This window comes from Adhaeribacter arboris, from assembly GCF_003023845.1.
Classification (GTDB): Bacteria; Bacteroidota; Bacteroidia; order Cytophagales; family Hymenobacteraceae; genus Adhaeribacter; species Adhaeribacter arboris.
Window position 1 is genome coordinate 4,700,612 of the sequence record NZ_PYFT01000001.1, and the last position, 15,075, is coordinate 4,715,686.

Genomic DNA, 15,075 nt, shown 5'->3' on the forward strand with positions numbered 1-15,075 from the left:
CACTAGTAAATACTAACCAACAAAAAAGCAAGTTGCTACAACTTGCTTTTTTTATTATATTAGAGAAGCTGTTAAAGCGCTTTTTGTAGTTTACCGATGATATCTAAATTAATCCGCGCCTTAACGGCCGTTATTATTTGTTGCACCTGTTTTGCCTGCCAGAAAAAAGCGCCTATTGCAGATACTTTATTTGAAGAATTACCCGCTACTTATACTAATATTACTTTTGTTAACAAAGTAGAGGTAACCCCCGAGATGAACATTTTTAGTTACCGCAACTTCTACAACGGGGGTGGGGTAGCCATTGGCGATGTAAACAACGATAATCTGCCGGATATTTACTTTTCGGCCAATACCGCTAAAAACCAGCTCTATCTAAATAAAGGTAATCTGCAATTCCAGGATATTACCACCCAGGCGGGAGTGGCTAGTAAACAGGCCTGGAGTACCGGCGTAACCATGGCCGACGTAAACGGGGATAACTTACTGGATATTTACGTGTGCAACGCCGGCGATGTAACCGGTGATAATCGTAAAAACGAGCTGTTTATCAATAACGGTAATAACGCCCAAGGCATTCCTGTTTTCACGGAAAAAGCGGCCGAATACGGCTTAGATGATGAAGGATATTCGACGCACGCGGCTTTCTTCGATTACGACCGCGACGGCGACCTGGACGTTTACCTGCTAAATAACAGTTCGTACCCGGTAAGTCGCCTAGGATTTAATAATATTCGCAATCAACGGGATAAACTGGGGGGCCAGAAATTATTCCGGAACGATAATCAGAAATTTATTGATGTTAGCGAAACCGCCGGTATTTACGGCAGTTTAATTGGCTTTGGCTTAGGCATTACCATTGGCGATGTAAATAACGATAATTGGCTGGATATTTTTATTTCCAACGACTTCTACGAGCGCGATTACCTGTACCTCAATAACCAGAACGGTACTTTTACCGAAGCTTCTAAAAACTGGATGCGGCACGAAAGTTTATCTTCCATGGGAGCGGACATTGCCGACATCAACAACGATGGTTATCTGGATATTTTTGTAACGGATATGCTGCCGGGCAACGATACGCGGCTAAAAAGAACTTCCCAGTTTGAGAGCTACGATTTAGAGCAACTAAAACTTTCCCGCGATTTTCATTACCAGTACATGCAAAACATGCTGCACCTGAACAACGGCAATCATTCGTTTAGCGAAGTAGCCCGGTTAGCCGGCGTACAAGCCACCGACTGGAGTTGGGGCGCTTTGCTCTTTGATATGGATAACGACGGTTTGAAAGATATTTTTGTAGCCAACGGTATTTACAATGATTTAACTGATCAGGATTTTGTTAATTTTTTAGGCAACGAAGAAACCATGCGCCGGGCAATAGAAGGCGGCGGCTATAATTACAACCAAGAACTGATCGCCAAAATGACTTCTACGCCTATTTCGAACTATGCTTTTCAGAATACCGGTAACCTGCAATTTGTAAATAAAGCGGAAAGTTGGGGTTTAGGCAAACCTAACTTTTCGAATGGAGCCGCTTACGGCGACCTAGATAACGACGGCGATTTAGATTTAGTAGTAAATAATGAAAATACCCCCGTTTCGGTTTATAAAAATAAAGCTTCGGAAAAACTCAAAAATAATTTCTTGCGGGTAAAACTGCAAGGCACCGCCAAAAACCGGGCTGGCATTGGCACTAAAGTGTACGTGCATCAACCCAACCGAACTTTATACCTGCAGCAAATGCCTAACCGGGGGTTTGAATCATCCGTGGATTTAACTTTGGTTTTTGGTTTAGGGAAAGAAGCCCGCATTGATTCGGTAAGTGTTGTTTGGCCCGATGATAAAATGCAGGTAGTAAAACCAGTAAAAGTTAATCAGCAGTTAGTTTTAAATTACCAGAACGCAAGCAAAACGTTTAAACCAGAAAAAGTTAAAAATAACGGCCCATTTTACGATGCTACCCAACAAGTAAAGTTAAATTATATTCACCGCGAAAGTAACTTCGTGGATTATAACCGCGATGGCCTTCTAAAGCAAATGCTTTCTACCCAAGGTCCCGCTTTAGCCACCGGCGATGTGAACGGCGATAGCCGGGAAGATGTCTACGTGGGAGGGGCGGCGGGTAACCCTAAAAAGCTTTTTCTACAGCAAGCCAATGGTACCTTTGCGGAAACAACCTCAAAAATGTTCCAGGATGGCCTTGGATCGGAAGACGTAGATGCCGTATTTTTTGATGCCGATAAAGACCAGGATTTAGATTTGTACGTGGTTACCGGTAGCAACGAATTTCTGCCAAATGCCCCGGAACTGCTGGACCGCTTTTACTTAAACGACGGTAAAGGAAATTTCACCCGCGATAACCGTTTGCCGAACCTGGCCGAGAATGGTTCCTGCGTGGCCGCCGCCGATTTCGACCAAGATGGCGACGTGGATCTGTTTATTGGCAGCCGCATGGTATCCGGTAGTTATGGCTACGACCCACCCAGTTACTTGTACATCAACGATGGCACGGGTAATTTTAAAAATTACACCAAGCGTTATTTGCCCAAAAATGAGTTAGGCATGATCACCGATGCCGTTTGGGCCGATATAAACCAGGATAATTTTCCAGAATTAATTATAGTAGGCGATTGGATGCCGGTAATGGTATTTAAAAATAACCAAGGCCGTCAACTTGTGAGCAGCGCTCCAGCCGGTATCCCTAACTCGGCTGGCTGGTGGAATACGATAAAACCCGCTGACGTGGACGGAGATGGTGATCTAGATTTTATTTTAGGTAATTTAGGTAAAAACACGCGTATTGTAGCGAGTACGCAGCAGCCCGCTGAGTTATATACCGCTGATTTTGACGGCAACGGTACCGTAGAACAAATTATCTCCTGTTATACCGAAGATGGTAAAGCTTATCCGATGGTGCTAAAGCAAGATTTGCAGAAACAGGTACCCAGCATTAAGAAAAAATTTGTCAAATATACTGATTACGCCGGTAAACAAATTCAGGATATTTTTCCGGCGGAAGTTTTAAAAACGGCTGTTATAAAAAAAGTAAGCAATCCCAATACATCGCTTCTGATAAATCAGAGTAATTTTACATTTGCTTTGCAAGCCTTGCCGCTCGAAGCACAGTTTTCGCCGGTATTTGGCATTAATACTTTGGATTATAATCAGGATGGCCAACTGGATATTTTATTAACCGGTAATTTCTTTGATGTATTGCCGGAAATTGGACGTTACGATGCCAATTATGGCTTACTTTTGCGGGGGATGGGCAAAGGTAAGTTTACCGCTGTTACATCTCAGGAATCAGGCCTGCAAGTACAGGGGCAGGTGCGCAAAACCCAGCAAATTATTGGTTCTGCTAACCAGCCGCTACTTATTTTAGCTAAAAACAATGACACTTTACAAGTTCTCCGTTATAAAAAATAAACTATTCTTAAAAGTTAGTCCGTTCTTCTTGCTTTTGGCGCTGGCGGCCGCCTGCACCGGTAAAAAGCCGACTACGGTTGTTCAGAATCCGCTTTTTGAGTTAGTAGATACTACTAAAACCAACATTACCTTCGCGAATAAGCTGCAGGATACCAAAGATTTTAATATTTTAAGTTACCTGTATTACTATAATGGCGCCGGCGTGGCCGCCGGCGATGTAAACCAGGATGGCTTAACCGATTTATTTTTTGTCTCGAATCAGGGTAAAAACAAGCTCTACTTAAATAAAGGTAATTTTAAATTTCAGGATATTTCGGAAGCAGCGGGCATAGAGGGCTTTGCCGATTGGAAAACCGGGGTAACGATGGCCGATGTAAACGGGGATGGTTTATTGGATATTTACGTGTGCGCCGTCGGTAATTACAAAGGCTTGGAAGGTGCCAACGAATTGTACATCAATCATGGGGTTGGCTCCGATGGTCAGGTAAGTTTTACCGAAAAAGCGGCTGATTATGGGTTAGATTTTTCGGGTTTTGCTACCCAGGCGGCTTTCTTTGATTACGACCGAGACGGCGACCTGGATGTATATTTATTGAACCACGCGGTGCATACCGCCCGCAGCTATGACCGGGTGACCGCCCGCAATTTGCGTGATAATGAAGCCGGCGATTATTTTTTCGAAAATCAATTAATTACCAAAAACGGCTCGGCGCCGAAAAACACTCCGGTAAAATTTAAAAATGTGAGTCAGGAAGCCGGCATTTACGGGGCCGCTATGGGCTACGGTTTAGGCATAGCCGTAGCCGATTTTAATAATGATGGTTGGGACGATATTTACGTTTCGAACGATTTTCACGAAGACGATTATTATTACTTGAACAACGGCAATGGCACCTTTACCGAAAGCGTGAAAGGCCATTTTCGCCATTTAAGCCGTTTTTCCATGGGCAGCGATGCCGCCGACATGAATAACGATGGCTATCCGGATTTAATGACGCTGGACATGTACCCGGAAGACGAAAAAATTGAAAAAGAATCGATGGGTGAAGACCCCATGGATATTTACTTGTACAAATTGCAGTTCGGTTACTTTAATCAATACAGCCGCAATTGTTTGCAACTGAATTTAGGTGGCCAAAAGTTTTCGGATATTGGTTTAATGGCCGGGGTAGCCGCCACCGACTGGAGCTGGAGTACCTTACTGGCCGACTACGACAATGATGGCCGCAAAGATATTTTCATTACCAACGGCATCGTGCGCCGGCCAAATAATCTGGATTATATAAAATTTGCTTCGGCCGATTCGATGCAGTACTCTGCCAATATCTCGGAGACTTTAGACCAAAAAGCGATTAGTATGATGCCGGAGGGCAAGGTGCATAATTACATGTACCGGGGTACGAGCCGTTTGCGCTTTCAAGATGAGTCTACTAACTGGGGGTTTGCCGAACCAAATATCTCCAATGGCGCCGCTTACGCCGATTTAGATAACGACGGCGATTTGGATTTAATTACTAACAATATCAATGCTGCTGCGGGCATCTACCAAAATCAAAGTAATAAATTAATCAAGCACCATTATCTAAAGGTGAAGCTACAAGGGGAGAAGCTGAATACCTATGGACTCGGGGCAAAGGTGTTTGTAAAACAGGCCGGTCAACTGCAATTTCAGCAACTCATGCCCACCCGCGGTTTCTTATCAGCCGTAGAGCCAATTTTAAATTTTGGCTTAGGCAAAGCTACGCAGGCCGATACGTTACTAGTTATTTGGCCCAACCAGAAAGTACAGGTAAAAACCAATATCGCAGCTAATAGCACGGTAATATTAAAACAAGCCGATGCCCAGGAAGAGGCGAAGACGTATTATGCCCAATTATTTCCAAAAGAGCAGCCTCTATTCGAAGAAATTACTAAAACCACCGGCATAGATTTCAAGCACCAGGAAAATAATTACCTCGATTTTTACCGCGAAAGTTTAATGCCGTTTCAGGTTTCTACCGAAGGTCCGAAACTGGCCTTAGGTGATGTTAACAACGATGGGTTAGATGATTTTTACGTGGGTGGCGCCAAATGGCAAGCCGGCAAATTATTCGTGCAGCAGAAAAACGGGAAATTCTCTCCAACGAACCAGGCACTTTTCCAGGCCGATTCTACTTACGAAGATGTGGATGCCGCCTTGTTTGATGCCGATAAAGACGGGGATTTAGATTTATACGTGGTAAGCGGCGGCAACGAGTTTTACGGCAAAATGCCCGAACAATTCGACCGTCTGTACCTGAACGATGGCCAGGGGACCTTTACCAAAAGCACCAACCTGCCGCCCATGTACGATAATAAAAGCTGCGTTAAAGTAGCGGATTATGACAAAGATGGCGATTTAGACCTTTTTGTTGGTGGCCACGTTTTAGGATATCAGTACGGTAACTCGCCGCGTTCTTATTTGCTCATTAACAACGGGCAAGGAAAATACAGTGACCAAACCGCGCAACTAGCCCCAACCCTCCGGCAAGCGGGAATGGTGACCGATGCTTCCTGGGCCGACTACGACCAAGACGGGGACTTAGATTTAATGGTAGTAGGTGATTGGATGCCCATCCGGATTTTCGAAAATCAAAAAAATAAGTTAGTAGAAACTACCCAGCCAAATGGTTTAGCTTCTTCGGCGGGCTTATGGCAAACCATTCAGGCTGCGGATTTTGATAATGACGGTGACTTGGATTTTGTGGTAGGTAATCTGGGAACTAACACCAAGTTCCGGAAACGGCCAGATACCAAACTGCGGCTGTACGTGAAAGATATCGATGGCAACCAAACCCTCGACCATATTTTAGCTTATAGTCTCGGCGATAAATGGTACCCGGTAGCCACCAAAGATGAGCTAGGCAAACAGATGCCGCTCATCAATAAAAAGTTTACCAATTACAAAGAATTTCCGGGCAAAACCATCGAAGAAATCTTCGACAAAGACGAGTTAAAAGAGGCTAAAATGCTGGAAGTAAATTGCTTCGAATCAATTTATTTAGAAAATAACGGTAAAAAGCAATTCAAGCTGCGGCCTTTGCCTATGGAGGCGCAGGTTTCTAAAATTTTTACTTTTTATCCCACCGATGTTAATCAGGATGGGAATTTAGATATTTTGCTGGGTGGTAATTTTTACGGCGTGAGCATGTACCAAGGTCGCTACGATGCCAGTTACGGGTTATTACTGCAAGGCAATGGTAGGGGAGGCTTCCAATCAGTGCTGCCAACCTCCAGTGGCTTTTTACTTGAAGGCGAAATCCGGGACATTAAACCGGTAAAAACCGTTGCTGGTCTGATTTACCTGGTTGCCCGTAATAATGCGCCTTTACAGGTATTTCGGCCGAAGAAGCAGGGTGCTTCGGCTACCGCTTTCGTTACTAAATAAATGTGTGTTTTAGGTTATAAATGTTTCATTTGTAATAAGTTAATTATCAGTGTTCGAATTTATTATTGATTTAGAAAATTATAAGCATATAAACCTGAAATGGCACGGATCAGAAACGAGGGTTGTTCTTTGAAAGAAAGAGGAGCAAGTCGGTATCTATTTCAGCAGCTTTAGGCTTTACTTTTTAATTGTTATCTTTATAAGTACAATAGACCGATGATGTTGATTTGGTTTGTTAGATAATTACTCGTGAAATACGTTGCTTTCTATATGAAGTGTAAATTTACTTCTCTCCTCATTGCTGTTCTCTTGCTAATAGAGGTGAGTTGTCAGAATAAAAAGGCAGATGAGACTACTCTGGCCAATCCGGATGTGATGCATACTTCCGTTCGGAAATTAACTGATGTAATGGTGCACGATATTTTCTCGCCACCGGTTGCCAGTCGCGTATACGCTTACGCCAATATTGCAGCCTACGAAGCTTTAGTGCCGGGTTACCCACAGTATCAAACTTTAACGGGACAACTAACCGGTTTAAAAGAATTGCCCAAACCTACCGCGGGGCAAGAATATTGCTATCCGTTGGCAAGTTTACGGGCGTTTTTAACCGTAGGCCGTACGCTTACTTTTTCCGGTGATATGGTAGATGAGTTTGAACCCCAGGTTTACCAGAAGTACAAAGAAGCTGGCTTAGACGAAGAAGTATATAACCGCTCCATGGCTTACGGCGAGGCCGTTGGTAAAAAAATACTGGAGTGGGCCAACCAAGATGGTTACCGCGAAACCCGCGGCCGTCGTTACACGGTAGTAATGGCACCCGGAAAATGGCAACCTACACCACCGGCTTACATGGATGCCGTGGAACCGTATTGGTTTAAAATCCGACCTTTTGCCTTAGATTCGTGCAGCCAGTTTAAGCCCGCTGTGCCCAGCAAGTTTGACATAAGTAAGAGTAGCGATTTTTATAAAGAAGTGCTGCAGGTATACGAAACCGGTAAATCTCTTACAACGGAGCAAAAAGCTATCGCCTCTTTCTGGGATTGTAACCCCTTTGTCATGCATAATACCGGGCACGTGATGTACGCTACCAAAAAAATAAGTCCGGGAGGGCATTGGATAAATATTGCGGCCGTAGCCTCTAAAAAAGCCAAAGCCGATTTCATGAAAACGGTAGAAACCTACGCCTTAGTTTCTATTGCTTTAGCCGATGGCTTTATTTCTTGTTGGGATGAAAAATACCGCAGTGCCCGCATCCGGCCCGAAACCGTAATTAATACTTACATGGATAAAGACTGGGTACCTTTGCTGCAAACGCCCCCTTTTCCGGAGTATCCGAGTGGTCATAGTGTTATTTCTAACGCGGCGGCGGTTACGCTTACTTCTTTGTACGGCGAAAACTTTGCTTATACTGATTCTACTGAAGTAGTATTTGGCTTATCGCCCCGCAAATTTAGCTCCTTTAATCAGGCCGCCGAAGAAGCGGCTATAAGTCGCTTGTACGGCGGCATACATTACCTGCCGGCTATTACCAACGGACAAACAGAAGGTCGTTTGGTAGGAGAGTTTGTATTAGGCAAAATAAAAACCCGAAAAGCAGGTAACAAAGCGAAGCAAATGGCTAAAGCAGAATAGCATAAGCATTATAATTTAAACTTTCAGACGGGCAGAGTACGCGTTAAGGGAAAAATCTGGTTTCTAATCCAAAACAATTCTGAATTGTACGGGCGTCAATTCAACTACAATTCCTAGAAGCTAGCCATACAAATTTTCGAATTATTCAATAGGTAAGAAATAAATACTTCTTTGTGTTTCTTTTTACCGGCTACTTGCTAGTTTTACGGGTTAATTACGAAATCCTTAACTACCTTTAAATATGAATAAAGTAATCCGCGCCAGTTTGGCTCTTATAGCGTTTAGTACGCTGTTCTTCGTTTCCGCAGCGCTCATTGCTAAAAAAGAGCAGGTGCGCCACGTGGTAATTTTTAAGTTTAAACCCACTGCAACCCCGGAACAAATTGCCCAGGTAACGCAAGAACTCGGAGCTTTAAAAAGTAAAATACCGGGTATTGTAGCTTTTGAACACGGGATTAATGATAGTCCGGAAAAGAAAAACCTGGGTTTTACGCACGTTTATCTACTCACGTTTGAAAATGCCGCTGCTCGCGATACGTATTTACCGCATCCGGAACATAAAAAGTTTGGCCAGTTGCTCGGGAAGTTGGGAATTATGGAAGACGTGTTTGTGGTAGATTATGCCCCAGAAGCTAAATAGAATTTAAAGTTATAATTATTTAAAAAAAGAGCCTGCCTACGTAAATAGGCAGGCTCTTTTTATTACTTCCGTTCTTGTTTAAAAACAAAAACGCCTTTTTTATTAGCAACAATTATGTCTGTTAGTTTATCCTGAGTTATATCCTGGGTTACTACGTGTACCCCTACTCCGGAACTGTCATCTATCAAATGAGGAATCCAGGTCGGGTTTTTCCCCGGCTTTAGTTCAAACCAATAAAGTACAGGCGGCTCATACTCTCCAGGGTCCTTACCCATGTGCGCAAAATAGCGTTTGCCGGTTACCAGATCAGGGTACCCATCGGAGTTGATATCGGTAAAAGATAAACCGTGGGTTTGGGTAAATTTGTCGGAGATTAGGTGGGTGTTCCATTGCGGAGCGCCTTGTTCGTTGCGTACTTGCTCGTGCCACCAAATACCTAAAGCATGCGCCGAAGCAGAAACTACATCCTGGTCGCCGTCTTTATCAAAATCATAAGCATACATCTGGGAACAAGCGTCGCCTAAATTGGCCAAGTGGAAGGTCCAATCGGGTTGCAGCGGATTGGCGGGGGCCTCCCACCAACCTTCTTTTATCAGCACATCCGGACGGCCATCCTGGTTCATATCACCCAATCCTAAACCGTGGGAGAAGGGCTCCGAGCCAGGACTTTTTTCTTTACTAATAGCTGTTTGCTGCCAGGTAACATTTGCCGCAGAAACCGGAGGTTTAAACCAGGTCATCTGCCCGGTAGCGGAATTACCGCCTAATAAATCTAATTTACCATCGCCATCTACGTCAAAAAATCCAGCCGATTCGTTCCCTACCGTAGCATGAATCGTATGGGCCGTCCAATGTCCGGCTTTTTGTTTTGGGTTTTCGAACCAAACGGCCTCTTTGCCCGGGAAACCAATACGCACAAAATCCAGCCAGCCATCCAGGTTTACATCCATCGTTTGGCTCACAAAAGCATTGCTGTACCCTTTGTCGTAAAAGAATTTTTCGGGTTGCGTTATTTCGTGTTTTTGCCATTTAGGAGCTTCAAACCAGTAGGCGCCCGCTAAAACATCTACTTTCCCGTCTTTGTTTACATCGCCCACTGCCACTCCTTCAGCAATAAACTCCTCTGTAAGTACTTGTTTGGTGAAAGATATAGCACCAGTTTTTTTAGTTTTATTGGCTTTTTGAGCAAGTAAATTTACCGGTAAGAGCCAGCCAACCGTTAAAATCAGTAAACCAAGCCTATACATACTTAAGTTTGAGAAGAATGATTTTCTTAAAATCTGATTTAAGGTACTTGCCAAGGGATGTTTCATAAAGCATAAGGCTATTTTTTGTTATTTAACAAATATACCAGCAGCGCATCAAATTCTTCTTTGGGGATGGTGCTGTTAAAATGGTCGGGCATAAGGGTATAGGGCGAAGCTGTTTTTTCCTGAATGTCTTGCTGCGCAATAGTAAATTCTTGCCCGCTCCGGTCGGCTAATACCAGTAATTGCCCTTCGTCGCGCCGGTAAAGTCCCGATACGGTTTTCCCATTTTTTAAAGTAATAGTATACGTCCGGAAAGCTTCGGAAATATTCCGGTTCGGGTCTAATATTTTTGTGGCTAATGCTTCTTTTCCCCAATTACCTACCCCATCAAGCTGCGGACCAATTAAGCCGCCTTTCTTATCAATCTGGTGGCACATACTGCAATTTTTGGTAAAGACCGCATTTCCCATCGATACCGTTTTTCCTTTTGAACTAAAGGTGGCTAATCTTTCCTGAATTAGCTTTTGCCGCTCTTCGCTTACCGGTAAAATGCCGGCCGTCAGTTCTTCGTAATCCTGATGTTGTTTAGGTTCTATATTTGCCAGCAAAGCTTCTTCTACCGTTCGGGCTTTCAGCAAACGTGCCGGAGCGTAGCCCTGCCGGATTAATTTTATGAGTTGCGATTTTCCTGCCTTATCTTTAACTAAAAGGGAAGCAATAGTTTCCTGCACTTCGTACGGGGCGCCCCGCAAGCCTTCGCCCAACAAGGCTCTTACCGGAGGTAAAGCGGATTGCCCCAAAGCCTGGGCGAATTTTTGCCGCATACCCATTGATTCTTCGCCGCTGGTGAGCACTTTAAAAATACTAGGGGCGTTTTGGGCAGGTGCCAAATTTATTAATGCTCCGGCGGCAACTCCCCGGGTTTCTTCGTCCGCAGTTCGTAAAGCTACTATATTTTTAAGATAAGGCTCCAAAGAAGATACTTTATACTTACCCGCTATATCGGCGGCATACAGTTGCTGCGCTTGCACCTGCTTATTCCAAGTTGTAGGGGCGTTTTGAAGAATAGTAGTAGCAAGTTTTATATTCCATTCCTGGTACAAAGTATTCTCTTGCGCGCCACGTTGCTCTATTCCAGAATTTAATGCTTTGGCTAGCTGGTACTGCTGTTCCAGGTTGTGGGGGTTTTTACTCTGCAAAAAACGAACTACCTGATTTAACTCGGCATCCGGAATATTACGGGCAATGGATTGGGTGTAAATAAGCTGACGCTCGGGCGTTGGTGCGTGCGTTTGAAAATACTGAAAAAGAAACTGTCCGGCAGCTGCTGAATGAACATCCGCGGTTACCATCGCTAAAATGTCGGCTTCTTTTTCATTCCATTTTTCGGTGGCTACCCGTTGCATAATGTCTGTTTGCGCCAGGTGATTTTTAAGGCTCATTAATACCGTGTACCGCAAATGGGTATCATAATCGGGAATAGCCTGCACCAACGTTATGAGCCTCCGGTAACTTTGCGGACTCGGATGCCGGCTCAGCAGTTCGGCTGCCGCCCGTTGCACGTGCGGATTTGAATTAACCAGACTCTTTAAGGCAATAGTTCGTTGTTCTTCAGATAGGGTTTTAAAATTAGCCAGTACTTTTAAGGCATGCACCTGCACCCGCGCATCTTTATGGTTAATAGCATCAAATAATGCTTTATCGGGCAGCGCATGTAACCGGTATAAAGCCCATATAGCCTGAATAAGCTGTTCGGGGCTAGTTCTTTTCCTACGAACCACTTTCTTTAAAGCAGGAAGAGCTTTAACACCATAACGGTCCACCAATTCATCGGTAGCGCGCATGCGGGTAGCCAGCACATTGTGATTAAGGGCAGCCACTAATTTAGATAAACTTACTTTAGACCAATCTATTACCGGATTTTCTTTATTGCCCTTGTAGGTAATCTTCCAGATGCGGCCGCTAACCCGGTCCCGGCCCGGATGATTAATAGGTACTTCGTAGTGACCAATTATCCGGTTATAAAAATCGGCAATGTACAAGGCCCCATCCGGACCTACTTTTAAATCTACCGGCCGGAACCAAGGGTCCCGGCTCACCAAAAAATCTTCTTTGCGGGTAGCTTTAGGGGTAGAACCATGAAAGGTCATTACATTCCGGCTAATACGGCACGTTACCACATCGCCGGAGTAAAAGCTATTCCGGTATTCTTCCGGAAACTGGGTATCGGTATAATAAACCAAGCCGGCTAAAGCAGTAGAATTTAAGTCATAATCCATCATAGTAGGAGCAAAGCCCATGCTTCGTTCTTTCTTTCCCCACTGGGTATAGTCACCGCCCCAGATTAATTGGTAAATAGGCAGCGTATGGCAATCGGCGGAATACTGGTAGCCCATTTCGTCGTAAGCCGAGCCGAAAGGATTGATGCGACCATCAGTAGTTTTCTCAACGCGGCGGCCGTCCGGCGTAAACCGGAACGTATTGCCCGAAAACATAGTAATAGAGTCCTGGTCTTTACCGGCAATTTTAGAAGTATTCGCGTACCCGTGCGAGGCGTGTATCCAGCCATCAAATCCCCGGATTAAATTATTTACCATGCCGTGCGTATCCTTGTGCCCGAATTTGCCCAATAATACTTCGCGTTTATCGGCCTTATCATCACCATCTGAATCAATAAAATGGTAAACGTTAGGAATGCTGTACGCAATTGCCCCGCCTTTTACCGGCATAATACCAATCGGAATATTTAAATCATTCGCGAATTCAATTATTTTATCGGCCCGGCCATCGTGGTTGGTATCTTCCAGAATGCTAATCCGGTCTTTCCCTTGGCCGGGGCCAGCCGCTACCGGGTATTCCGAAGATTGCGTTACCCACAACCGGCCTTTTTCATCGAAAGCCATGTTAATGGGTTTGGTTATATCCGGCTCCGAAGCAAAGAGGGTAGCTTCAAATCCCGGGGGCAATACAAAACTTAAACGTTCTTCGGCGGGAGTTTTAAAAGCTGTAGTGCGCACATGTTCCGCGTAAATATCGGTAGCGGTATCCATCGGAGTTTTTGTTTGCTCTGATGCCGACTGCGTAAGCAATTGTTTACCTGTTTTACCCGGCTTTAAACAGCCTTGCGCGAGTAGGACTAAGGCAATCAGAAAAATGAGATCTTTCCTGTTTTTATTCATCTGGCTGCTATTTTATTCATAAATTTTCCTGATTAGGGGACCTGATAAATCCAATGCATCAAAAAAATTATTGTAAACTAAAAATAAAAGTTTGTCTGAACTATACTTCGTATGATTGAAGAAAGATAATCGAAAGTTGTGAAAAATGAAGTAAATCATTGATCAAGAAATGCCGCATGAAGGTATTTATTTTAAATAAGTTATTAATTTTAATTAGCTAGCTACTACTCGTTTTTATATACTAAGGCATGCGTTCACGGGTACGGGTATATTCAACGATGCAGTATTTGCCTGGGTAAATAAAAGATTCCTCCCCGGAGAAAGTAGGGCCTTAACTTAAACAATGGTACTTATGCTGAAAACTCAGCTTTCTACGGGCATCAGGTAAGTAATTCAAAGCTGGATTTGACTTTTAAGGTTAGTAAGTATATGAAATAATTAGCTTTATGTTATTCTCACCGGAGTGATCATCCAAATTATCTGAATTTAAAAAGTAAAAGCATTAAATAATAATGGATAAATTAGTATCAGTGGGTAAGGGTTGGCGTTGCGGCGAAATAATTACGCAGAGAACCATGGCAGCGCATTTTAAAAAGCACTTGGCGCAACTAGAAAAAGAGCAATCCGCGACTGGGCAGTCTGCCTTCCATTTGTATGTAAAAGCGGCCGAAATGTTTTTGCACATATTGGTAAAAGGCAGTGCTACATTTAAAACATTAGATACTTTTTTGCGAGCTATCTGGTTGGAATGCGGCGGTCACTTGAGTGAGTGTACGCAGCAAAACGCCAAAATAAGTTTTACTAAGAGATTAGAACAGGTGTTAACACCAAAAATGAAATTAGAGCACGACTATGATTTTGGTAGTACTACCACCGTCAGCATTCAGGTGATGGGTGCTTACCAGCTAATTATGCCAGAAAAAATCGTATTGCTATCGAGGAACGAGCTCCTACCCATTATGTGTTCGTCGTGCAATAAGCAAGCAGCTACGTCTATCTGCATCATCCACATAGAAGAAGGAGAAGGCTTTTATTGTGAGGATTGCGCGGCGGCCCACGCCGAAGAGTGCGAAGATTTTGCAGATTACGCAAACATGCCGGTAGTTAATTCGCCTGTAATGGGCGTTTGTGGTTACGTGGGAGGTACCATTGATACCGAAAGAGATGGTGTGTATCGGGCAAGATAACACGCATGGAATTATCTAAACAAGACAAAAAAGCGGAGCGTCTTATTATTGAAAATAGAATTATTGAAAATGGGTTACAGCAAGAATTTACCCAAGGATTAGCGGAGATAGAGACTATTTTACAGACCTGGAAAACCAAGGGGATGAATAATCGGGAAGCCTACCATTTGATATATCAAAAAATTACCAGTTGCGACAAACACACTGCTACTTCCTACGACCTCATGACAGGGGGTAGTTACTTCTTTAATTATGGCGATGCAGTTAAGTTATAAGCCTAAGCGATCTAGAAACACTTTCTCCGGCTGTTCGCGAAAAGTTGCAGACTTACCTTAATTTTAAAATTGATTTT

At 43.7% G+C, this 15,075-nt stretch carries 8 protein-coding genes; 6 read left to right on the plus strand and 2 right to left on the minus strand.

The window, feature by feature from the left end:
* Positions 1-96 precede the first annotated feature (96 nt).
* From AHMF7605_RS19125 to AHMF7605_RS19140, 4 genes are all read left to right on the plus strand, one after another.
* Positions 97-3,429, plus strand: coding sequence for a VCBS repeat-containing protein (locus AHMF7605_RS19125; protein ID WP_106931643.1), 3,333 nt, complete (start codon positions 97-99; stop codon positions 3,427-3,429).
* Complete coding sequence (locus AHMF7605_RS19130) at positions 3,395-6,835, plus strand: VCBS repeat-containing protein (protein ID WP_106931644.1); 3,441 nt, start codon at positions 3,395-3,397, stop codon at positions 6,833-6,835. The genes AHMF7605_RS19125 and AHMF7605_RS19130 overlap by 35 nt, the downstream gene beginning before the upstream one ends.
* 270 nt (positions 6,836-7,105) lie before the next feature.
* The gene (locus AHMF7605_RS19135) at positions 7,106-8,467 is read left to right on the plus strand and encodes a vanadium-dependent haloperoxidase (RefSeq protein ID WP_106931645.1); all 1,362 of its coding nucleotides are present in this window, start codon (positions 7,106-7,108) and stop codon (positions 8,465-8,467) included.
* A 241-nt stretch (positions 8,468-8,708) separates the two neighbouring features.
* Positions 8,709-9,107 (plus strand): Dabb family protein, encoded by a 399-nt coding sequence (locus tag AHMF7605_RS19140; RefSeq protein WP_106931646.1) that lies wholly within the window; start codon positions 8,709-8,711, stop codon positions 9,105-9,107.
* 62 nt (positions 9,108-9,169) lie between these two features.
* Here AHMF7605_RS19140 and AHMF7605_RS19145 read toward each other — a convergent pair whose 3' ends face one another.
* The gene (locus tag AHMF7605_RS19145; RefSeq protein ID WP_233219188.1) at positions 9,170-10,354 is read right to left on the minus strand and encodes an FG-GAP repeat domain-containing protein; all 1,185 of its coding nucleotides are present in this window, start codon (positions 10,352-10,354) and stop codon (positions 9,170-9,172) included.
* Positions 10,355-10,431: 77 nt separating this feature from the next.
* Positions 10,432-13,536, minus strand: coding sequence for a PVC-type heme-binding CxxCH protein (locus AHMF7605_RS19150; RefSeq protein WP_106931648.1), 3,105 nt, complete (start codon positions 13,534-13,536; stop codon positions 10,432-10,434).
* A 512-nt stretch (positions 13,537-14,048) separates the two neighbouring features.
* On the opposite strand from AHMF7605_RS19150, the gene AHMF7605_RS19155 reads away from it, so the two are divergent.
* Positions 14,049-14,723 carry a hypothetical protein gene (locus tag AHMF7605_RS19155; RefSeq protein ID WP_106931649.1) on the plus strand — a complete coding sequence of 225 codons (675 nt, stop codon included), beginning with the start codon at positions 14,049-14,051 and terminating at the stop codon, positions 14,721-14,723.
* Between the two features lie 5 nt (positions 14,724-14,728).
* Positions 14,729-14,998, plus strand: coding sequence for a hypothetical protein (locus AHMF7605_RS19160; RefSeq protein WP_106931650.1), 270 nt, complete (start codon positions 14,729-14,731; stop codon positions 14,996-14,998).
* Positions 14,999-15,075 lie beyond the last annotated feature (77 nt).